Here is a 22,421-nt window from a genome sequence, read left to right on the forward strand (position 1 = left end):
TAAGCTATTTTGATAAAAGTTACACTTTAGAAAGTAGCGGAGCGTATTGATTTTAGATAAAATATTCAAAAAAAATATCTAATGAATAAACAAATTCTTTGGCAAAAATGCCAAAGAATTTGTTTTTCAAGATTATTGCAGCTTTTTGAGGTAGTTAGCAGAGAAAATTGTAGGTTTGAGGAAAGAACAATAAGAGAAATCACTAGATTATGGAATTGTGTCGTTTTTAGGCTGGCTCTATGAAAAACTTCATTATTAAACGGAAGTTTTTCATGCCTCTTACATGTGGCAAGAACTATAGGATTTAGATGTCAAATCTTTCTGAAATTCAGATATGATTGACCTTATAGAATAATACTTTGTGCAGTCGTATCATTAAAATCATTTTTGAGATGGTCTGCATGATAATATTCTAAAATTAAGGAGCATTATTTCCATAAACCTAAAATAAATTTACGTCATCTATATCTAATTGGAGAAAACTAACAATTTTATTTATAGTATTTCTCAAAATTATATTTTGATTCTCCAATTGGAATAACATTCTATCCTTTAATATCAAGATGTAATCTGAATTTCCAAAAAATTGAATATCTGATTTTAAAGTAAATTTTACCTTTATACAATTGTAGAAATGATCCGAGTTTGAGACAGCCATTAGACAACTACTTGTCTTGTTGATTATATTTTAAAGTAATGAGGATGACTCATGAGTACAGGAAATATACAAGACATTAAAGACCTCGAAAAGCTTCGCGGCTACCTTTACGGTACTGCCTGCGCAGATGCCCTCGGCCGCCCGGTAGAACATCTGACACTTGAGCAAATAAAACAGAAATATGGGGAAAAAGGGATTCTTGAACTTCCTCCCGATTCTCCCTGGACCGATGATACTCAGCTAATGCTTGTACTTGCCAGGGCTCTGCTTCGAGGGGCTGAACTCGAACTTCCCTAGCTTATGAGCAAGATAGCAGAGGAACTTGTACTCTGGCTGGACGAACCTGACCTGGGTGCAGGAGCGACTACAAGAGGCGCAGCCCTTAGTCTAAAGGATGGAATTCCCTGGAACAAATCCGGAATAAGCTCCAAAACCTGCGGAAGCCTTATGCGAGTTGGGATTCTCGGTTTTGTTTACCAAAACGACCCTATAAAATTGGTTAAAGTTGCTCAGGTTTCAGGCCGAATTACTCACTCTCATCCTGTTGCAGAAGCTGCATCGATTGCTGGGGCATACTCAGTGAAACTGGCCCTTGACGGGGTGGAACCCGGAGAAATGTTTGAACCGCTTCTTGAGGTCACTAAGGGAATCTCTCAGGAGTTCACTCAGGTAATGGAAAGTTCCTATAAAGTGGCTTATAGTGACGTCGGAGATGAAGAAGGTTTGAAGAAACTCGGACAGGGCTGGTATGCGGATGAGACTTTTGCTTTGGCATACTTCTGCATATTACGTTATCCGAATGATTATAAGAAAGCAATACAGACCGCAGTGAATATAACCGGAGACTCTGATTCGGTTGCAAGCGTAGCAGGAGGCATTCTTGGGGCCAGGCTGGGAATTGATGCTATACCTGTTTCCTGGATTGAAGCACTTAAGGAGAAAGAAAAACTGGAGAGAATGGTTTGGCCTCTGCTTGAAAAGTATTTTCAGCTTTCAGGAAGCAAATTGAGGTCTTGAATTTATACTGAGGTTTTGAATTTATATTGAGGTTTTGAATTTATATTGAGGTTTTGAATTTATATTGAGGTTTTGAATTTAATATTGAGGTCTTTAAATGGATTTTTCCGAAAAAAATGGGTATCTCGAGAAAAGTGTTTACTCTGAAAAAAATAATTATTCTAAAAACAATGATTATTCTAAAAATAATGATTATTCCGAAAAAGATCTTTTTCCCGGAAAAGGTGTCTACTGTTTGATATTTGAAAATAGTGCCTGCAAGCTTGAGATCGGTAAAAAAGGGGAGTTCTCTTTCAGTCCAGGGTTTCATATCTATGTGGGATCGGCTCTGGGGTCAGGAGGGCTTAAAAGAGTACAGAGGCATATCAATCTTTCCCGGAAACGGGACCGAAATCCCAAATGGCATGTGGACCATCTTCACCTTAGTCCTGCTTTCAGGCTGGTTTCAGCAGTTTATGCTTTTACTTCTGAGCGGTTTGAGTGTGCACTTGCCAGTAGAATAGGAGGAGATTCGGTGTATGGCTTCGGGTGCACGGATTGTACATGCAGTTCTCATCTATTTTATAGAATTAAAAATCCTCTTTCAGAGATTACTGAAGCTTTTGAAGCCCTTGGACTTTCTGCCCTTGTACTGGAACTTTAATCTCTTTCTCATGCGCTGGAATTCTCACTTCTATCTCTTCCATCTCTTTTTCTCGGTAATGGCAGGAAAGCTTAAGGTAAAGCAGGATTTATTATATTCTCAAAAAAATATGGTTGTTTAATCAGGGGATGCCCAATGGAACAATTCTATTTTATTGCCTGCATGCCTGACATACCCGGGGCATTGCACAGGGCAGCCGAAATTATTACACGGTACAAGGGAAACATTAACAGGATTCAGTATGACCGCAGGATAGATACACATACAGTTTTTTTTGAAGTGACTGCTGTTCCGCAGGCTTATGAAAAGATTCGTGAAGAACTGGAGAAAATAGGCTATCTCCAGACTTCCTTTCAGCCTGTAGCTTTCGTAAAGTTTCATGTCTATCTCCCGAACTGCCCTGGTGCTTTATTTGACCTCCTTAACTATATTACCTCATCGAAATCAAACATTACTTTTCTTGATTTTGATGATCGGGGGAAGCATCCTGAAAGGCTTGTCGTAGGTCTTCACATTGAGAACCCTAATACGACAGATGCCCTCCTGAATCAGCTTAAGTCCAGATACAGGCTAGACATTTTAGAGTATGATACTACCGGGGAGAAACTTGATGATACGGTATTTTATCTCAGGCTTGCCCAGAAGCTCAGGTCGTTTATAGGGACTACTGAAGACGATTTTTTGATGAGGTTCCTGCATGACATTAATCATATTACTCAGGAACTCTCAAACCTTCAGAAAGATCCGATTGAGGTTTTTGAGAACATCTTGAAAGTCGGGGATTGCCTTAACCGGACTTCAGGAAACAATTTTTATGCCGATGTACAGAGGGTCAGAATAAAGGATGATATCGAACTTTTCTGTTTTCAACCTCCATGCGGGGGAAATATCTATCTTTTTGATACCTCCTACGAAAGGGTCATGATTGATACAGGGTATGGAATTTATTACCAGGACATCGTGAATATGCTCCAGTATTACGGGCTTGGAGATTTAAGCCGGCTTAAAAGGATTTACATTACTCATGCCGATGCCGACCATTGTGGAGCTGCCGGTTTTTTTTCCTCACCTTCCTATCTCAACCGTGAAACTTTTTTGATCACGCGAGAAACCAGCAGAGCCTATGGGTCAAGCCATCAGGATTGCATTCTGGAAGAGGTCTATACGAAGATAATTAACCTTTTTTCCAGGTTTACTCCGCCTTCAAACACAGTTCTCTTTCCTGAGATTCCTCTCTCAGACGAAAAAATAGAAAAACGGGGTGAATTCCCTGTTATTTCACGATTCCGAATCGGTGATATGGAATTTGAAGCCCTTGAAGGGATGGGAGGGCACATGCATGGAGAGGTCTTCTATCTTTGTCCTGAGGAGGGATTGCTCTTTCCTGAGGACGCAGTGATCAATTTCAAAAGCCTGGGCCCTGATAGAACAGCATATAATGTTCTGGCTGATTATCTTATGACGTCAGTGAATGTTGACAGCAAACTTGCGCAAGAAGAACGACAGGCCCTTCTTTCCCTCATTTCCAAGATTAATGAACAGCTCGCCAGGAAAAACAAAAAATGCCTTATCTGCTGTGGGCACGGTTCGATATCCGTACTGGACAACGGAAAACTTGTCGAATACGTGGGTTCGGAGAGATATGTTGCAGGACAAAAAATGCATATCTAACTAAAACTTGTGAAAATTTCAACAAAAAGAATCCGAAATAAATCTAAATCAAGTATCACTTAAATAGTTAAAATTAAAAAGGCCAGGGATCTTCAGACCAAAGGTCTACAGTCCAAATATCTATTTTCCGTTATTTTAGCATGAAAATGCTGCCATCAGCATGCATTTTCATATAGTTGTGCATGTTATTCAAGGAATATCCATTGGTCATCGGTTAAGAAAAATCGTTATCAATTGCATTGATTTTCATAAAATTTGTTAAATTATTCATCAAATGCAAAACTGGAATCTGATATCGATTTCAATTTAAACACTAAACATTTGGGTTTGAGTTTTTCCGTCGAAATCGAGATCAGCAGCTCAAAATCCTTAACCGAATACAAATGAAGGAATATCATGTTTGTTTTCTGTCAGGGTCCTTTCGGATTTCTCTAACTTTATACACTCAGTCATTATAATCGATCGGGAGTAAATCCGATCTATTTTATATCCAAAACTAACGTAAATATCCAAATCAATGTAAATGTCCAAAACTAACGTAAATATCAAAATTAATGTAATCCAAAACCAACGTAAAAAACTTAAAGAATATTGGAAATGACATTTCTGAAAGAATTGGTTTACTCTCCTCCTCTCCCTCCGAATCCTTGGCTGCTTCCTCCAGATGAGGGTCCGCCTTCTCCAGTTTTACCAACTCCGGTTCCACCGAATGATTGGCTTTTTCCCCCACCTCCTCCACCAACCTTTTGGCTGGCTGCGTCTATCGCTTGCATGAGAGAATCAGCGGACTTGTATTCTTCGTCAGGAATCATTTCTATCTGCTCAATTATATTTTTAGAAACATTTTGTTTCCTGGCATGCTCTAAAACTTGTTCTTTTCTAATCGGAAACTGTAAATTCGATAATATATTCTGCATACTGCTGGTACTTGCTCTCATACCTTTCACCTTCCCCATCTTTATGGATTTACCCCCAAATTAAACAATTATATTAATCGTATAAATAAATACTTAGTTACATATTTTGAAAGTAGCTCTCCTGCAGTTGAAAATTCTTCTCAAGAATGATATTATTCTGTCTTATAAAGAGTGATATTACTCTGTCTTACAAAGAGTGATATTACTCTGTCTTATAAAGAGTGATATTACTCTGTCTTATAAATACTGCAAAAATCAGGTATGAAAAGTTTCGGAAAACGTTAAGTAAATAGATGCGAGGGGTGCGATTCGAACGCACGAATTCCTACGAAAATGGGTCCTAAGCCCATCGCCTTTGACCTGGCTGGGCAACCCTCGCACTAATGTTTGATTTCACTATTTCATTTATGTTTAATTAATATAAAACAGGAAAAAGAACAGTTCAGATCTTCTTATTAGGGACTGATTAAATGCGCCGACCGGGATTTGAACCCGGGTTTTGGGCTTGGAAGGCCCAAGTCATAGCCGCTAGACCATCAACGCAAACTGCAACACATCTAGAGGTATTTGTGATATATATTCTTTTCGCTAAGTTTTAGTTATTACATCTCCAGATTCCAGCCTTGAATTTGCTTTAAATTAGGTTATTTCTGCTTTTGTAAAGATAAGACTATCGGGACCTTCAAAATCAGTGTGTGAACTAAGATTATAAATGCTTATTTCAGATTATATATATCTAATAGGGTTATTCAAACAAAAATACACTCTAAAAATCCCAATTTTAAACTAATAACTAAAATTAATCTTAAAAATTGAGAACTGAATGCAATAATAGCTTTATTTCAGTCGAATACCTCGCTAGTTTGCCGCAAGGATGAAAGCTTCCCCAGTAACCGTTGATGACTATATAATTTATCAATTCCGTTTTTCGGTTGTTACCTTCTGATCAAACTAAACCGTTTAGGTTATTATTTCCTTTTACGGAGTTTCGAGCGGTAGCTCGAACATATCCCGTTGCTTGCAGCGGGGTGCGCTAGTGCAACTTTGATTTTTTGACAAACTATATTTATTTGTAATTATAGTTCAATTAAATTTTTCTTTTATATTATTCAATCTTATAAACGGACTAATTAGTTTCTAAATATGAAATTAAGTATGAACATTTTCCTTTAAATATAATAAAAAGCTGTATTTCATTATTTATTAGCCTATTTCACTTTAATTCTTGAAAACATTTCATAAAATTTATAACTAATGAAGAATATTAGATGAAAATGGGAATATTTGGCAGCATATCTATTTATTAGGAAATGTTAGTTCACATGATAGTTAGTGGATGAATTCTTAGTTGCAGAAACATAAGTCTTAACCAGTTAGTTTAAATTGAGCCTAACTCCTCATTAGATATGTATTCTCGCCAAATATTTTGAGGATTCAGTATAATTTGAAAGCAGTACTGATCCTACGTACCCGATGGTAAGAAACACATAACTTCAATATTATATTAGAGTTATCCGTTTCTTGCTTCTTAAATCCAAATTAAGAGGTAATTAAAGATGAAATTGAAAACCACTGGAGTAATAATTTCCTTGTTGATGATACTAATCACCTTAACGGGTTTAGTTGCAGCAAGCGCCGCCGAGAAAGTTAATGGGGACGATGGTCAAAGTACAATCAGCGTTACTCTCCAACAGGAAACCAGTAACTCTGCCCTAAAAAATACTGGAGAGGTAAGCATAGCGTCCCCTATAATAATGACTGGACAATCTAAACTAAGCGTTACTGGTAAAAGAATTAATTTTAGCACATCAACATTTACGATTCCTTCTGTCTCATGTCCCCTAGTTCAGGCAACCTCAGAACTCTATTATAAGAAGACTCAAAGTAGTAAAGAAGCTTTTAAGATTTCGGCATTTAAGCAAGGAAAAAACGTTAAGAAAGTAGAAGCTAAGGGTTTTTTCATAGTCAAGCAATCCGGGTATTACCAGGTAATTGGCCACCACCGGATAGTTTCCCCGCCTGGATATAAACCCTCTGAAGCTGAAGACGTTACCTACAGTAAATGGAAATACGTTTCTGTTTAATTCATAATCATATTTAGTGTTTCGATTCCAAAATAGATTCTTTATTTAGCATGAAAGTACATGAGGATATCTTCCTCACGTGCTCTCTTCACCTTCTTTTTCCATTATCGCAAATATTTCACTAATTATTTTTATTCGTTCATCAACCGAGAATATCTCGGTCTCAACAATCTTCCTCTTTTGAATTTCTCCTTTTTTATATCCAGTTTCATCTTCGTACATCTCATCGTTTACAATAAGATGCCATATTATCGTTGCAATTTTCCTTGCCAGGGCAATTATTGCCTTGGCATGTCCAATTGATTTCTTTTTCCTGTTAAAAAACTCTTTTAACTTACTATTATTCTTTCTTGCTGCTGCTTGAGAAATCTGCGTCAGAATCCATCTTGCTCCCTTTGATCCTCTCTTTGTAATTCTACCGTTGTGGTATTTATCTGCAGATTGATACACATTAGGAACCAGCGCAACTTTGATTAAATTTCTTAACTTTTTCATTAATCTTTTAATAGACACACCTTTTTCCTGTATCGATCTTTTCAAATATTAATATTTGAAATTCAGATCGATATAACTTTTAAATTGTAACAGTAATTTTTATTCTGATGATTGAATAACAAGTATTATTTTTACATACTGTAATAGTGAATATAAGTTCTTTGTTCTCTTATCTTCTTAATCTTATCTTCTTAATCTTATCTTCTTATTTCTTGATCTATTACGTTCTTGTTTTGTTTTTTACTTTTAAGTTCTTCATTCCAGTTTTTAGTTAGGCTGTTTCTCAATTCGCATATCCTTTTGTGTAACTGATAAATATTCGAGCTTAACAAAAAGTTAATGTAATGATCGTGTTATACGGAGTCTTAACGAATACAAAAGAGAATACTGTTCGCACTTTTTCTTACTGCTGGTCTGTCCTGGCATGTGCGTTCTGGCGTGTTCTTTATACATCTATACGATATTGAGTCCTCGGATAGTCATTTCGTAGCTTAAATTCTATCTGATCTCAAGCTCATATCGGGTAAAAGGTAAAATTCCAATATAATTATAAAATTCCAGAAAACTTTGGTAAATTCTAAATAATTATTCGACATGGAAATCTTAAGATGGCCCCAAAATAACAGTGTTTGAACTAAAAGACGAAAACAATGAGAACTTGGAGATTCATCTAGAATATAAGCTTTCCTTCTAACTTTGCCGAAGGAAACATTAAGTATTTACGAAACTATGTTTCGGAACTTAAGTTTGAGGTAAATAAGATCGTTACCGAATGCCCGCCCAAGTACACGGAGTAATATTGATGAATATTGAAGAGTGGGAAGAGTACAGATATGTTGAATCAGGAATAAGTAACTTCATTGCTCAAATGAACGAGTCCAGCCTAAAAAAAATGGTAGAACATGTCTGTAATACCGGAGGAAAACGAGTCAGGCCAATTATCCTCCTTCTCTCCAGTGAGATCTGTTCAGGTTCGTATCATCAGAGTCTCAATGCAGCTCTTGCTATTGAAATAATGCACTCGGCTTCCCTCATCCATGATGACCTGCTGGATCAGGGGCTTGTTAGAAGAAACTTGCCTTCAGCCCCTGAAAAATTTGGCCCTTCCAGGGCTCTTCTTTGTGGCGATTACCTGATTGCAAAATGCTTTGAGTTTATTTCTCCTTATGGAGAAAAAGTGGTCAGAGATTTTGGAAAAGCCGGGATGGATATGGCTGAAGGAGAAGTCCTTGATTTGAGACTTGACAAGAACAATTTCGGAGAACGCAATTACTTCGAATGCATTTATAAGAAAACGGCTTCTTTATTTGCCATAAGCGCTTCCATAGGGGCATACACTGGAGGGGCTGATGAAGCCCTGGCAGAGCGTTTTAATTTCTTTGGAAATTGCCTGGGAACTGCATATCAGATTGTTGACGATATTCTTGAGTTTCTTGAAGTAGTTGAAGGCAAGGAATCAAAATTCACATCCGAAACTCTGCCGCATGTGTACATGAAGAATATGTCAAAGGAAAAAGCAATAGAAAAATCTACAGATGCTGTAAAGCTGCGTGTTAATGCCGCAAAAGAGACTCTGTTGACATTTAATGAATGTCCGGCAAGGGACAAACTCTTTCAGATCACTGATTATATAACTGTCGATATGCTTGAGATTATTTAATTGCTCAACTTTTCCTGAAAAATGAACTGTGACACTGCCAAATTTCCGATATATAAAATGGAAAAATAATATTTGTTAATTTATCTAACCTAATAAGTCTTCTACTTTCTGACAAGTCTTTTAACTTCTGCCAACAATTTTACCAGGTGTATCCATGCGAGTATATGATAGTCCAGTACTTAAGGTAAATGCCAGTACAGAAAACGAAAAAATTGTGCTTGATGTCGAAGGTCCTCTTTCCCAGCTTGCAAAACCTTTCCTCAAGCGCATAAATAACATTTTTGCGGAAGAGAAACCCATTTCAGTGGATGAAAACGAGATTATCTTCTCTACATGGATCCCACCTATTCCGGGGCCTGTTTTCAGCCGGGTGATAGGTGCTGAGATTGCAGCTATCCGGAAAAAAAGGGTTCCTGATCAGTTCTCAATAGGAATTACGGCTCGTTGTCCTAACCGCTGTATTCACTGTGGAGCAGCTGGTATCAAGCCGGAAAAGGAACTTACCCTGGATGAAATTTCCGGGGCTGTAGACCAGAGCCTGGATCTTGGGTCTTACCTTATTTCTTTCGACGGCGGGGAGACTATGCTTCGAGACGATCTTGTAGAGATGATAGCCAGAGTAGATAAATCCAGGGCAATTGCTACCTGTCTCACCTCAGGTTTCAAGCTTTCCGAAGAAAAGGCAAAGGAGCTTAAAGCCGCAGGGTTATATGCCTCAAGAATTAGTCTGGACAGCCCATTTGAAGCCGAACACGACCGTATTCGGGGCCGAGAAGGTGCATACAGAGATTCAATCTCTGGAATCAAAAATTCAATAGCTGCCGGAATCCTTACTGATATGTTTGTGGTTGTTTCCCCTCACAATATCGATGACCTCGAAGAATTTTACAACCTTGCATTTAACCTTGGAATGCATGAGCTTTCCATCTATGAAATTATTGCAGTCGGACGCTGGCTTGAGCACGAGGATGAGGTAATAGGAGAACAGGATGTCTCAAGGCTTGAGAAATTCCAGAAAAAGATGAACTCTAAACCTGAAGGTCCCAGAGTCACCGCATTTCCGTATTTTCTGGGCCCAAGTCTTTTTGGATGTTTTGCGGGAAGACGATGGATGCATGTTGCTTCGGACGGGGAAGTAATGCCGTGTGCCTACACTCCTCTATCCTTCGGAAATATCTGTGAAGAATCCCTGGAAGCTATCTGGAAGCGTATGGGTAAACATAACGCTTATAAAAAAGATAATGCCGCATATTGCATGATGCGCAACCCCGATTTCCGGAAGGAATATATTCATACGATACCCCAGGGTGCAAAGATACCTTACAGGGTTAAATAACATTTTTATGTTATTTTTTATTTTGTATTTTTAATTGTCAGTGAAGAAAACGAAAGATTTCATGGTTTTTTATTTAAATGCTCCTGTTTTCTTTTGAGAATGATCTACTCTTATATTTAAATTTTAAATACTGTTGTCTATATACCGATTCTATATCTCTTCAAAATTGGACAGAAGTCTGCTTTAGAAAATTAGTTTTGAATGTTTTGAATGTTTTGAATGTTTTGATTTTTCTTTAAATTGGACTTAACTAGAGAAAAATTTCCATAGTTTTTGCCAAATAAATCAATCTTTATTTATTGTTTAAAAAGCTCTTAAAAAGCTTTTATTTAAAAAAAAGAGGTTAAAATCCCTTGCATTTATTATTTCATGTTTAATTTTTTTAACCGATTTTAATAGAGTTTTGAATATATTCTCAAGATTTTGCTTAAATTATTCAGGTTACGCCTCTCATTTTATTTCCATTACTCTATTTGGTATTTTTTTCCTGGGTTTAATTATATTATACTGTTGTTGCCCAATTATTTTTTACTGTATATTTAATCTTTTTCATTTTGACCATATATCTTGCTATTTATACTTCAAATATTCTTAAAAATTTCTTACATTTTGAATCTATAATGATTTTTCATTACAATTATCCTGCTCTTCTTTGATAAAACCGAAGCTGTTATATAGTTCTTTCGCAAAGGATTTGTTAACTACCTCCATTGGAGTAGGGATTTTTAATTATTAATTTATATATTAAATTTTGAGAGACGGAGATTCACATGGCTAAAAATGAAATCTTATCTGAAATAAAAAAAGCAGAGGAAAGCGCTAAATCAATGGTTGACGAAGCCATTGAAGCTAAAAACAAGCGTATCTCCGAAGCTCGGGCTGAAGCCAGGGAAATCCTGAAACAGGCCGAAATCGATGCACATAAAGCTGCACAAGACTCTTTTAAAGAGGGTGAAAAAAAGATCCTGGAGGAAAGAGATAAGATCATAAACGATGGTGAAAAAAACGCATTAGCCATGTCCCAAAAAGCTCAAGCTAACATCGACAAATCCGTCAATTACCTTGTACAGGAGTTTGAGAGGGCGGTCCTTAATGAGTAGACCTAAAGAGATGACAAGGGCCGTTATTGTCGGGCACAAAAGCATTCTAAAAGAAACCATCGATGCACTGCATGATACAAATCTTTTTCACGTCGAAGACTTTGTCGAAGACGAGTCTGGTTTTAAGATCAGCAAGCCATTCAAAAACGCAGAGGAAGTCTCTAAAAAGCTTGTGAAGATCCGCTCTATCGCCAATTATTTGGGGATTGAAAGCAAAAAACCGGTAGTTCAGAAATCTGATGCTGTTCTGCGTGAACTTGACTCGAAATTAAATGAACTGGACAGAACAATTTCAACTAAAACGGAATCCATTTCCCAGCTTGAAAATGAATTAAAAGATATGGAGTCCCAGAAAAGGGAAATCCTGCCTTATCTGTCCATTGATCTTGATTTCGACTATTATCGTGGCTATGAAAGCCTCAAGGTTTTCGCAGGCACTTTAAAAAGTAACCTGGAAGCAAGTCAGATTTCGAGTATCACCCAAGCTTACGAACTGTACTTTGACCCTCAATCAAAAGCAGTTGTACTGTTTGTAGCTAAAAATGATGCTGACAAAGTTTACGAATTACTTCAGGGTCTTGGATTCAAAGAGCTTAGAGTTCCTGAAAGAGGTGGTGTCCCAAGCGAACTTTTAAGATCCATTGAACAGAGAGAAGCCGACGTCACCAGAAGGATCGAATCCTTAAAGGGTGAGATCGAGTCCTTGAAAACAAGGTACGCAGATTTTATTCTTGCAAGCGACGAAGTCCTGAGTATCGAGAGTCAGAAAGCAGAGCTGCCTCTTAGAATAGCTACATCTGAAAATGCATTCATAATTGATGGATGGACCCCCACCGAAGATTATGACAAGCTTGTCAGTGTGGTTAACAATGCCACTAACGGCAAGGCATACATAACCAGCCTCGAAGTTCACCATGAGGAAGAAGAGAATGTCCCTGTCGAGTACAATAACTCAAAAGTAGTGGCACCGTTGCAGCAGGTTATGGATCTGTATTCCAGGCCTAAATATTTCGAAATTGATCCATCTTCAGCGATTTTCATTACCTTCCCGCTGATCTATGGAATGATTCTCGGAGACATCGGATATGCACTGATACTGGGCACAATTGCACTGGCTATCAAAAAGGCAATGAAGTCAGATGCAGTTAGTGATCTAATGAATATTCTTATCTATTGTCAGATTTGGTCAATTATTTTTGGAATTATTTATGGTGAGTTCCTTGGATTCTCGCTTGCGAGCGCGCATACAGCGCATGGAATAACGGCAGGCTTGATTCCAGGTTGGGAAACTATTACCCTCTTCGAGAGTATTGGAGGAGAAGAATTTACTTTCCCGATTCACAGGTCTCACATGGTAATGACTATGATTGGACTAAGCGTTTTCGTCGGACTGATCCATTTAAATCTCGGGTTCCTTTTCGGTTTTTCAAACATTGCAAGGCACCACGGGATGAAACACGCTATTCTCGAAAAAGGCAGTTGGATGATTATTGAGCTTGGTGTACTTCTTGCAGCTGTTGGTTATTTTGGCGGATCAGCATTGATGTATGTCGGTGCTATTGTTCTTGTTCTTGGAGTTGCGATGCTCGCTATGGGTGAGGGTATCGCTGGTGTGGTCGAATTGCCGTCTCTTATGGGTAACGCTCTCTCGTATGCCCGTATTATCGCAGTCGGTCTATCTTCGATTTATATCGCAGGTACAGTCAATGACATCGTCTTCGGAATGATATGGACTGATCACTCTAAGATCGGTTTCACGGCAATAGCTGCAATTATCGTATTTATACTCGGACATGGCCTTAACACCATTCTGAGTATTATCGCTCCCGGACTGCACGCACTCAGGTTGCAGTACGTAGAATTCTTTGGAAAATTCTATCAAGGCGGGGGCAGAAAATTCAACCCATTCGGATATATAAGAAAATACACGGAGGAATAAAAACATGGTAGATGGAGCAACAGCAGGTCTTTTTCTGGACGCAGCAGGAATGAAAGCACTCGGTGCAGCAATCGCAATCGCAATTACTGGGTATGCATCTGCAATCGCTGAAAAAGATATCGGTACAGCAGCAATCGGCGCAATGGCAGAAAACGAAGGATTATTCGGTAAGGGCCTGATCCTTACTGTCATTCCAGAAACCATTGTTATCTTCGGTCTCGTCGTCGCACTGCTTATCAACCAGTAATTCTGCTTAATTTAAGAGCGTACTCCGCTCTTAAATTTCTTAGAGCATTGCTTTAGGTTTACGTGGGCGTTTTTTCCTTGCCAGGCAGGCCTGGAGTTGTTGTAATGCTCTAAGTTTTCCTTAGGTATCGTTGCACTCTAAGCAGCTTAGAGTTTTTGCTCTAGGCTTTAGAGCACTTTTTTGCTCTAAATTTATTTGGAGGTGTAAGCATGGGACTAGAGATCGTTGTAAAAGACATCCAAGAGGGTGCAAGAGCTGAGGTTTCCCGTATAAAAGCCGAAGGCGATGCAAAGGCCTCCGAGATCATCAATGAAGCTAAAGATATACAGAAAAAGACGCTCGGAGACAGCCTTGCCAAGACGGAAGAGGACCTCCAAAATCTGCACCAGCAGGTTATATCAAGTGCAAATCTGGAAGTGAAAAGAATTACGCTTAACAAGCGTAAGGATCTTCTAGATAGAGTTTATGTCCAGACAGTTGAAAAAATCAAGTCAATGCCGGCGTCCAAAAAAGAAGAGCTGTTGAAAACTGTTATCAACAAGTACGAAGCTAGCGGTGCTAGAGTTTACTCTTCTAAAGATTCAGAAGAGATTGTCAAGAAGTTAACTTCTTTATCTTATGCTGGCAATCTTGATTCTATTGGCGGAGTTGTTCTGGAAAACGAGGACGGGACAGTCAGGTTAGATTTCACATATGATTCAATCCTGAAAAACGTGTATGAGCGTTCATTGAAGCAGATATCTGATCTATTATACGGGTGATGTTAGATGCGGCTTTTGGAGAGACTCTGGGGGCAAAAACCCTCACGAAAATCCGATAAAAAGATAAATGGCACTTCTAACTATCCTTATGCCGTGACCCGTGTCCGCGCTATGAAGAGCAAGCTGCTCCCAAAAGAATCGTATCCCCGGCTTCTCAACATGGGGATTGATGAAATTACCCGCTTTATCCAAGAGTCTGAATACAAAAACGACGTTGACGAACTGGCAATGAAATATAGTGGTGGCGATCTGGCAGAACACGCATTGAACAGAAATCTTGCGCTCACCTATGATAAGTTGGTAAGAATCACCGCCGGAGAATTGAATTACCTGATTGTCGCATATCTCAAGAGATACGACATCTGGAACGTAAAAACACTTCTTCGTGGTAAATTATACAACGCGTCTGTTGAAGATATCGTTGAGTCTCTGATTGCTGCCGGGGAGTTTACTTACACTTCAATGTCAGAACTTGCAGCCAAGGCCACATATCAAGAAATCATTGAGGCTCTGAAATATACCGAGTACTATCCCTTGCTGCAGAAGTTTGACGGAACGAACCTGGCATACATAGAAAACGAACTTGACAAGATCTATTATACAGGCTTGTTTGAAGCAATCGGAAAACCAAGATCTAAGGACCGCAAGCTCTTTGTTAAAGTTGTCAGATTGGAAGTAGATGTTAAGAACTTAATTAACCTTTTCAGACTGAAAAAAGCAGGAGTTATGCAGCTCGATGAAATCATGCCTCTCATGATTGAAGGCGGTCTTGAGTTAAAGCCCGAAAAATTGGCGCCTCTCCCATATGACGAGTTTGTCAATGAGCTTCAAAGGACTCAATACTGGGACGTAATTTCAGGCGTTACGGGTCCGGATATGACTTCTTTGACTACTCTTGAAAGCAGGCTCACAAGATATTATCTTGAATCTTCAACCATTCTTTCGCATGTATCTCCGATCTCAGTTTTACCTATTCTGGACTATATTATTCATAAAAATAATGAGGCTACTAATCTCCGGATTATTTTCAGGGGTAAAGAGGGTGGTCTCAGTGATGAATTAATCAAAGACCAGTTGGTGGTTATCTGATGGAATTAGCAGTGATCGGAAAGAGCGAGTTTGTTACAGGATTCAGACTGGCTGGTGTCAGGAAGGTTTATGAAGCCGCGGATATCGCGGCCACTGAGTCCATTGTAAAATCCGTGCTTGATGATAAAAGTGTCGGGATTCTTGTAATGCATAATGATGACATTGGTAATCTGCCGGAAATTCTAAGGAAAAACTTGAATGAGTCTGTCCAGCCTACAGTAGTAGCCCTTGGAGGCAGCGGAGCAGGCTCGAGTTTAAGAGATAAGATAAAACAAGCGGTAGGTGTTGATCTGTGGAAGTAAAAGGTGAAATTTATCGTGTGTCTGGGCCTGTCGTCACCGCAATCGGCTTGCAGGCAAAAATGTATGACCTGGTCAAAGTCGGTAATGAAGGTTTAATGGGTGAAGTCATCCAGATATTAGGGCCCAAGACCATCATCCAGGTATACGAAGAGACCGCAGGCATCAAGCCAGGGGAGCCCTGTTATTCTACAGGTTCGTCTCTATCCGTGGAACTTGGTCCGGGTCTTCTTTCCAGTATTTATGATGGGGTTCAGAGGCCTCTGCACGTCCTGCTTGCAACTACGGGCGGTTTCATTGGCAGAGGTGTTACTGCAGATGGGCTTGATCACAAGAAACTCTGGGATTTTAAACCCATTGTCAAGAAAGGCGACTCCGTAAAAGGTGGAGAAGTGATCGGTGTTGTACAGGAAACCGTGAACATTGAACATAAGATCATGGTGCCTCCTGACATCTCAGGTACAATTGCCGACATCAAGAGCGGAAACTTTACGGTAATAGACACAGTCTGTACTCTCACTGACGGGACCGAATTGCAGCTGATGCAAAGGTGGCCTGTCCGGAGACCCAGACCTGTGAGGATAAAACTTACTCCAGATAAACCTCTGGTTACAGGACAGAGAATTCTTGACGGGCTTTTCCCTGTGGCAAAAGGCGGAACTGCTGCAATCCCCGGACCTTTCGGATCGGGAAAGACCGTTACTCAGCAGCAGCTTGCAAAGTGGAGTGACACTGAAATTGTGGTCTACATCGGTTGTGGCGAGCGCGGAAATGAGATGGCAGACGTTCTGAGCGAATTCCCGGAACTCGAAGACCCTCAGACCGGCCGCCCACTGATGGAGCGTACTGTTCTTATCGCTAACACTTCAAACATGCCTGTGGCTGCAAGAGAAGCATCTGTGTACACCGGAATTACCATTGCAGAATACTTCCGTGACATGGGATTAGACGTCTCACTTATGGCAGACTCCACCTCCAGGTGGGCAGAAGCTATGAGAGAAATTTCCTCCCGTCTGGAAGAAATGCCTGGTGAAGAAGGTTACCCAGCATACCTGTCTGCAAGGCTGGCCGAGTTCTACGAGCGTTCCGGTGTTGCTGAATCTCTCAACGGTGAGAAAGGTTCCATTACTGTCATTGGAGCAGTATCTCCACCTGGCGGTGACTTCTCAGAGCCTGTTACGCAGAACACCCTGCGTATCGTGAAAGTGTTCTGGGCTCTCGATGCCAAGCTATCTCAGAGGCGTCACTTCCCGGCTATCAACTGGCTGAACAGTTACAGTCTGTACAAGGAAAGCCTTAACGACTGGTTTACAAATAACGTGGCTCCTGATTATGTGGCTATGAGGGAAAGAGCAATGGGAATGCTTCAGACAGAATCCGAACTGCAGGAAATCGTGCAGCTCGTAGGTTCCGACGCTCTGCCAGACGATCAGCAGCTTCTGCTTGAAATTACCCGTATGATCAGGGAAATCTTCTTGCAGCAAAATGCGTTCCACCCAATAGATACCTACAGTCCATTCTCTGAGCAGTACAGGATCATGCAGGCAATCATGAAGTACGGAGATGCTGCACAGGAAGCTTTGAAATCAGGTGTTCCTATCTCGGAAATTATCAAGATGGACTCTAAGAATGAGCTTCCCAAGGTCAAGTTTGAGGAGAACTTCGACGCTTCTATGAATGCTGTCCTGGCAAAGATGGATAAAGAGTTTGCATCCCTGAGAGGTAGGTAAGTATGGTAAAAGAGTATAAGACAATCACTCAGATTGCAGGACCGCTTGTCTTTGTTGAAAAAACAGAGCCTGTAGGTTATAAAGAAATCGTTACTGTCAACCTGCCTGACGGAACCACCCGCAGAGGCGAGGTGCTGGACTCTTCAGCGGACATAGTAGTTATCCAGATTTTTGAAGGTACTACCGGTCTGGACAAGAATTGTGGTGTAGTCTTCACAGGGGAAACCCTGAAGCTCCCTGCATCAATCGACCTTCTCGGAAGGATCCTTTCAGGTTCAGGAGAACCTCTTGACGGCGGGCCCAGGATTGTGCCTGACCAGCTTCTGGACATCAACGGAGCTGCAATGAACCCATATGCCAGGTTGCCTCCGAAGGATTTCATCCAGACTGGCATCTCCACAATCGACGGAACAAACACCCTGGTTCGTGGACAGAAGCTGCCTATTTTCTCAGCCTCAGGTCTTCCACACAACGAAATCGCCCTGCAGATCGCAAGGCAGGCGGCTGTGCCTGGATCAGAAGCGCCTTTCGCAGTAGTTTTCGCAGCAATGGGTATTACCAATGAAGAAGCCCAGTATTTCATGAGCGACTTCGAAAAGACCGGGGCTCTTGAAAGGGCTGTGGTGTTCCTGAACCTGGCAGATGACCCTGCTGTCGAACGTATCGTCACTCCGCGTATGGCGCTGACTGCAGCTGAATATCTGGCATACGAACACGGCATGCACGTTCTTGTCATTCTGACTGATATTACCAACTATGCAGAAGCTCTCCGTCAGATGGGTGCCGCCCGTAATGAAATACCTGGTCGCCGTGGGTATCCGGGTTACATGTACACTGACCTTGCAACTCTCTACGAGCGTGCAGGTATTGTCAAAGGCGCAAAGGGATCAGTTACCCAGATTCCGATTCTTTCTATGCCTGGTGACGATATTACCCATCCGATTCCTGACCTGTCCGGATATATTACCGAAGGTCAGATTGTGGTTTCAAGAGAACTGCACAGGAAAGGTATCTACCCACCAATCAATGTGCTACCGTCTCTCTCAAGGCTGATGAACTCCGGTATCGGAGCAGGCAAGACAAGGGAAGACCACAAGGCCGTTTCTGACCAGATGTATGCAGGTTATGCAGAAGGGCGTGACCTCAGAGGTCTCGTGGCTATCGTCGGTAAAGAAGCTCTGTCTGATAGAGATGTTAAGTTCCTTGAGTTTGCTGACCTCTTCGAACAGAAGTTCGTTACACAGGGCAGAAACGAGAACAGGACAATTGCAGATACTCTGGACATCGGATGGGGTATTCTTGCGCATCTGCCTGAAAACCAGCTGGGTAGGATTGACAATAAGTACATTCAGAAATACCATCCTGCACACAAAAAGGGTCAGTGATTGTCATGGCTCAAGACGTAAAACCAACTCGGTCGGAGCTAATTGAGCTCAAGAAGAAAATCAAGCTCTCTGAAAGTGGGCACAAGCTCCTTAAGATGAAGAGAGATGGTCTTATTCTTGAGTTCTTTAAGATCCTTAACGAGGCAAGGAACGTCAGAACCGAACTGGACGCTGCCTATCTAAATGCTGCCGAAAAAATCAATCTCGCTTCTGCTGTAAACGGAATGGTTGCAGTCAAGTCAACCGCCTTTACAGCAAAGGAATCTCCCGAAATCCAGCTTTCAGGGCATAATATCATGGGTGTTGTGGTGCCAAAAATCAGTTCTACAGGCGTCCGCAAATCTCTTATCGATAGAGGTTACGGTATTGTTGGGACAAATTCATATATTGATGAGTCTGCAGATGCCTATGAAGATCTGGTAGAAAAGATCATAACCGCCGCTGAGCTTGAAACAACAATGAAAAGGCTTCTTAATGAAATCGAGAAGACTAAGAGGCGTGTAAACGCTCTCGAATTCAAAGTTATTCCCGATCTCATTGCAACCATGAAGTACATTCGCTTTACCCTTGAGGAGATGGAAAGGGAGGGTACTTCCCGGCTGAAGAGAGTCAAGGAGAGAATGAAAAATCAAGCTTGATTTAAAATGGTAGCATGTGACGATCAACCGAATCTGGTTGAAAGAGCAGTGTTTAAGTTAAGTGAACCCAAAAACCAGGCCCGCCTGTTGCAGGTGGCCTGGAAAATTTCCCTTCTTATGATGGTTTTGGGATTCATCATTATGATAAGAACAATTTCTCCGTATATGTGATCTGAATTTCAGGATGATTCTGATCCTGAATTCAGCCACAATTTTTGCTTCTATCTGAATTTTTCGATTCAGCATGTAATTTTATGCTTGTTTTTAAAAACGTGTTATTGTTTACTTTTGTCTTACTTGACTGAAATCTGTACTTTTCTATGCTTACAATCTGTGTAGTTGAAGTTTGAATCAGTTTACGATACTGCCGGATACTTTTATTATTTAGAAAGCTATTTTAATGACAAAAATTAATCTCTATTTTATATGCAAAACGAAGCAAGGCTTCTCCATATTACCGGTATTGTCCAGGGAGTAGGTTTCCGCCCCTTTATATATCAGCTTGCAAAAGTCCATGGACTTTTCGGCTACGTGAAAAACCTGGGAAATTATGTGGAAGTTCTTATAGAAGGAAATAAGGAAAGTCTTGATAAATTTGTTAAGGAACTTCCTGAAAAAAAGCCTCCACTAGCTAAAGTTAAGGAAATCAAAACAAAGAATGTTCATTTTTCCGGGTATTCTAAATTTATTATCGTGCCTAGCGAATCCGGAGTTTTTGAAAATTCCATAATTCCTCCTGATACGGCTATTTGCGAACAGTGCAGGTCTGAGATTTTTGATCCTTCTTCCAGGTATTTCCACTATCCTTTTACAGTCTGCACAAACTGCGGACCCAGATATACAACTGTCCGGACCCTTCCTTATGACCGGGAAAATACCACTATGGCAGATTTTCCTCTTTGCCCGGAATGTGAAATCGAATATACCGATCCTCTCAATCGAAGATATCATGCCCAGCCTGTCTGCTGCCCAAAGTGCGGGCCGGAGATCTGGCTTTCGGACTCCGAAGGAAATGTCCTGGTAAAAGGTTATGAAGCAATTTCACACGCCTCGGATCTCCTTCAACAGGGCTCAATTCTTGCTGTAAAAGGATTTGGAGGGTTTCATATAGCTTGCAATGCGCGAGAGGAGGAGCCTGTAACGGAGCTCAGAAGACGGTTAAGGCGCCCGGAACAGCCTTTTGCGGTTATGGCAAAAAGCGCCGTCGTTGCTGAAACTTTTGCAAGACTTGACGGCGGAGGTAGGGAATACTTAACTTCTCACCGCCGGCCTATTACTGTGCTTCCAAGGTCTAAGGCGTTCAACCTGGCAGAAGCGGTTACCCCTGGCCTGCATAATATCGGGGTTATGCTTCCCTATACAGGCACGCAGAATCTGCTTTTTGACTGCGTACCTGATGCAGTATACGTTATGACCTCGGCAAACCTTCCAGGAAGGCCCATGGTTGTCGAGAACAAAGAGGCTCTTGAGAAACTTAAGGAGATTGTTGATTGTTACCTGTTGCACAACCGGGTTATTGCAAACAGAAACGACGATACTGTTATTCGGATTGTTAATGGAAGGGCAGCTTTTATCCGGCGTTCCAGAGGCTTTGTGCCTGAACCCGTAGAACTGCCTTTCGAACTCAAAGCTTCTATAGGAGTGGGGGCTGAAATGAATTCTACTGTTACTGTGGCAAAAGGAAAGCTTGCCTATATCTCTCAGTATATAGGAAATACCAGTCATGTGGAAACATTCAGGTATCATTCCGAAGTTGTCAGGCACCTTATCCGACTTACTGGAATCGAGCCTCTTTACTGGGGTTGTGATCTGCATCCTGCATTTAATACAACCCGGTTTGCGCTAGAGATGGGAGGGGAAAATACTCTTCAGGTTCAGCATCATCACGCACATATGTTAGCTCTTATGGCTGACAATTCCCTCCCCCTGGATTCCCGAATTCTCGGAATCGCTCTTGACGGTGTAGGATATGGCAGTGACGGTACAGTCTGGGGAGGGGAACTCTTTGAATCCTCTTACTTCGGACACGAACGTATCGGTCATTTACTGCCTCAGCCGATGCCAGGTGGAGATCTTGCCTCGAAGATACCTTCAAGAATGGTTTTAGGTATCCTTTTTGAAAAACTTGGAAGAGCAGAATTGGAAAAACTTCCTCTTGTTTTTCCTAAAGGGGCGATGGAATTTTCAACGGTGATGACACAGCTTGAAACTGGGGTAAATGTTATCCGAAGCAGCAGTACAGGACGAGTACTGGATGCAGCAGCTGCGTTGCTTGGAATTTGCGAGATGAGAACATATGACGGGGAACCATCAATGAAACTTGAATCTGCCGCAACGAAGAGTACTCATACCATAGATCTTCCGATAATCTTCAAGAAAGATATAAACTCTGGACTTCCTCTGCTTGACACTACTGAGCTTTTTCTGGGTGTTTATGAACTTTTAGGAAAGTATCCTCCTGCTGACCTTGCTTTTGCGGTTGAGGAGAGTTTTGCGAAAGGAATTTCAGAACTTGCCATCTCTCTTGCCACAAAAAGGGGGCTTGAAAAGATAGGGTTGAGTGGAGGAGTTGCTTATAACGATCACATAACTTCGTGCATTGCAAGAGCTGTTACAGAAGCAGGTTTTGAATTCCTGGCTCACCGTCAGGTTCCCTGTGGAGACGGATGTATTTCATTCGGGCAAGCACTTGCGGCAGGGTTAGGCACAAAATCTGAGAATAAGTTTTAAAAACTTTCCTGTCAGGTTGATG

At 40.9% G+C, this 22,421-nt stretch carries 17 protein-coding genes, 2 tRNA genes and 2 pseudogenes; 17 read left to right on the forward strand and 4 right to left on the reverse strand.

The features are described 5' to 3' along the window. The first annotated feature begins 709 nt into the window (after positions 1-709). The 3 genes and pseudogenes from ASJ81_RS16015 (at position 710) to ASJ81_RS16025 (ending at position 3,989) form a co-directional block, all read left to right on the forward strand. Positions 710-1,675: pseudogene (locus tag ASJ81_RS16015) on the forward strand (ADP-ribosylglycohydrolase family protein). Positions 1,676-1,772: 97 nt separating this feature from the next. Continuing rightward, positions 1,773-2,318, forward strand: a complete 546-nt coding sequence (locus tag ASJ81_RS16020; RefSeq protein WP_095645237.1) for a GIY-YIG nuclease family protein — start codon at positions 1,773-1,775, stop codon at positions 2,316-2,318. Between the two features lie 135 nt (positions 2,319-2,453). Beyond that, a complete protein-coding gene (locus ASJ81_RS16025; protein WP_095645238.1) occupies positions 2,454-3,989 on the forward strand; it encodes an MBL fold metallo-hydrolase in 1,536 nt (511 codons plus the stop codon). A gap of 620 nt (positions 3,990-4,609) precedes the next feature. Here ASJ81_RS16025 and ASJ81_RS16030 read toward each other — a convergent pair. The 3 genes from ASJ81_RS16030 to ASJ81_RS16040 form a co-directional block, all read right to left on the reverse strand. Then, positions 4,610-4,945: a DUF2795 domain-containing protein gene (locus ASJ81_RS16030; protein ID WP_095645239.1), complete on the reverse strand. Its 336-nt coding sequence runs from the start codon at positions 4,943-4,945 to the stop codon at positions 4,610-4,612. Between the two features lie 255 nt (positions 4,946-5,200). Beyond that, positions 5,201-5,285 (reverse strand) — tRNA-Leu (locus ASJ81_RS16035). Between the two features lie 92 nt (positions 5,286-5,377). Next, positions 5,378-5,449 (reverse strand) — tRNA-Gly (locus ASJ81_RS16040). 1,013 nt (positions 5,450-6,462) lie between these two features. Between ASJ81_RS16040 and ASJ81_RS16045 the strand changes: the two genes are divergently transcribed. Continuing rightward, positions 6,463-6,990, forward strand: coding sequence for a hypothetical protein (locus tag ASJ81_RS16045; protein WP_095645240.1), 528 nt, complete (start codon positions 6,463-6,465; stop codon positions 6,988-6,990). Positions 6,991-7,065: 75 nt separating this feature from the next. Here ASJ81_RS16045 and ASJ81_RS16050 read toward each other — a convergent pair. Then, a pseudogene (locus tag ASJ81_RS16050) lies at positions 7,066-7,458 on the reverse strand (transposase); the annotation flags it as partial. A 799-nt stretch (positions 7,459-8,257) separates the two neighbouring features. On the opposite strand from ASJ81_RS16050, the gene ASJ81_RS16055 reads away from it, so the two are divergent. The 13 genes from ASJ81_RS16055 (at position 8,258) to hypF (ending at position 22,399) form a co-directional block, all read left to right on the forward strand. Next, positions 8,258-9,145, forward strand: coding sequence for a geranylfarnesyl diphosphate synthase (locus ASJ81_RS16055; RefSeq protein ID WP_095645241.1), 888 nt, complete (start codon positions 8,258-8,260; stop codon positions 9,143-9,145). Between the two features lie 154 nt (positions 9,146-9,299). Further along, positions 9,300-10,481 carry a radical SAM protein gene (locus tag ASJ81_RS16060; RefSeq protein ID WP_095645242.1) on the forward strand — a complete coding sequence of 394 codons (1,182 nt, stop codon included), beginning with the start codon at positions 9,300-9,302 and terminating at the stop codon, positions 10,479-10,481. Positions 10,482-11,251: 770 nt separating this feature from the next. Further along, a complete protein-coding gene (ahaH, locus tag ASJ81_RS16065; RefSeq protein WP_048109113.1) occupies positions 11,252-11,581 on the forward strand; it encodes an ATP synthase archaeal subunit H in 330 nt (109 codons plus the stop codon). Next, positions 11,574-13,520, forward strand: coding sequence for a V-type ATP synthase subunit I (locus ASJ81_RS16070; RefSeq protein ID WP_170943348.1), 1,947 nt, complete (start codon positions 11,574-11,576; stop codon positions 13,518-13,520). The genes ahaH and ASJ81_RS16070 overlap by 8 nt, the downstream gene beginning before the upstream one ends. Positions 13,521-13,524: 4 nt before the next feature. Beyond that, positions 13,525-13,767 (forward strand): V-type ATP synthase subunit K, encoded by a 243-nt coding sequence (locus ASJ81_RS16075; protein WP_095645244.1) that lies wholly within the window; start codon positions 13,525-13,527, stop codon positions 13,765-13,767. Between the two features lie 209 nt (positions 13,768-13,976). Then, the gene (locus tag ASJ81_RS16080; RefSeq protein WP_095645245.1) at positions 13,977-14,528 is read left to right on the forward strand and encodes a V-type ATP synthase subunit E; all 552 of its coding nucleotides are present in this window, start codon (positions 13,977-13,979) and stop codon (positions 14,526-14,528) included. A gap of 6 nt (positions 14,529-14,534) precedes the next feature. Then, a complete protein-coding gene (locus ASJ81_RS16085; RefSeq protein WP_095645246.1) occupies positions 14,535-15,617 on the forward strand; it encodes a V-type ATP synthase subunit C in 1,083 nt (360 codons plus the stop codon). Continuing rightward, complete coding sequence (locus tag ASJ81_RS16090; protein ID WP_095645247.1) at positions 15,617-15,919, forward strand: V-type ATP synthase subunit F; 303 nt, start codon at positions 15,617-15,619, stop codon at positions 15,917-15,919. The genes ASJ81_RS16085 and ASJ81_RS16090 overlap by 1 nt, the downstream gene beginning before the upstream one ends. Next, complete coding sequence (locus ASJ81_RS16095) at positions 15,910-17,646, forward strand: ATP synthase subunit A (RefSeq protein ID WP_095645248.1); 1,737 nt, start codon at positions 15,910-15,912, stop codon at positions 17,644-17,646. Before ASJ81_RS16090 ends, ASJ81_RS16095 begins: the two co-directional genes overlap by 10 nt. Positions 17,647-17,648: 2 nt before the next feature. Beyond that, positions 17,649-19,031, forward strand: coding sequence for an ATP synthase subunit B (locus ASJ81_RS16100; protein ID WP_095645249.1), 1,383 nt, complete (start codon positions 17,649-17,651; stop codon positions 19,029-19,031). A gap of 5 nt (positions 19,032-19,036) precedes the next feature. Beyond that, positions 19,037-19,669, forward strand: a complete 633-nt coding sequence (locus ASJ81_RS16105) for a V-type ATP synthase subunit D (RefSeq protein ID WP_170943349.1) — start codon at positions 19,037-19,039, stop codon at positions 19,667-19,669. Between the two features lie 6 nt (positions 19,670-19,675). Next, positions 19,676-19,840, forward strand: coding sequence for a hypothetical protein (locus ASJ81_RS22910; RefSeq protein WP_170943350.1), 165 nt, complete (start codon positions 19,676-19,678; stop codon positions 19,838-19,840). Between the two features lie 255 nt (positions 19,841-20,095). After that, entirely contained in the window at positions 20,096-22,399 is a 2,304-nt protein-coding gene (gene hypF, locus ASJ81_RS16110) for a carbamoyltransferase HypF (RefSeq protein WP_095645251.1), read from the forward strand. Positions 22,400-22,421 lie beyond the last annotated feature (22 nt).

Source organism: Methanosarcina spelaei (genome assembly GCF_002287235.1).
Classification (GTDB): domain Archaea; phylum Halobacteriota; class Methanosarcinia; order Methanosarcinales; family Methanosarcinaceae; genus Methanosarcina; species Methanosarcina spelaei.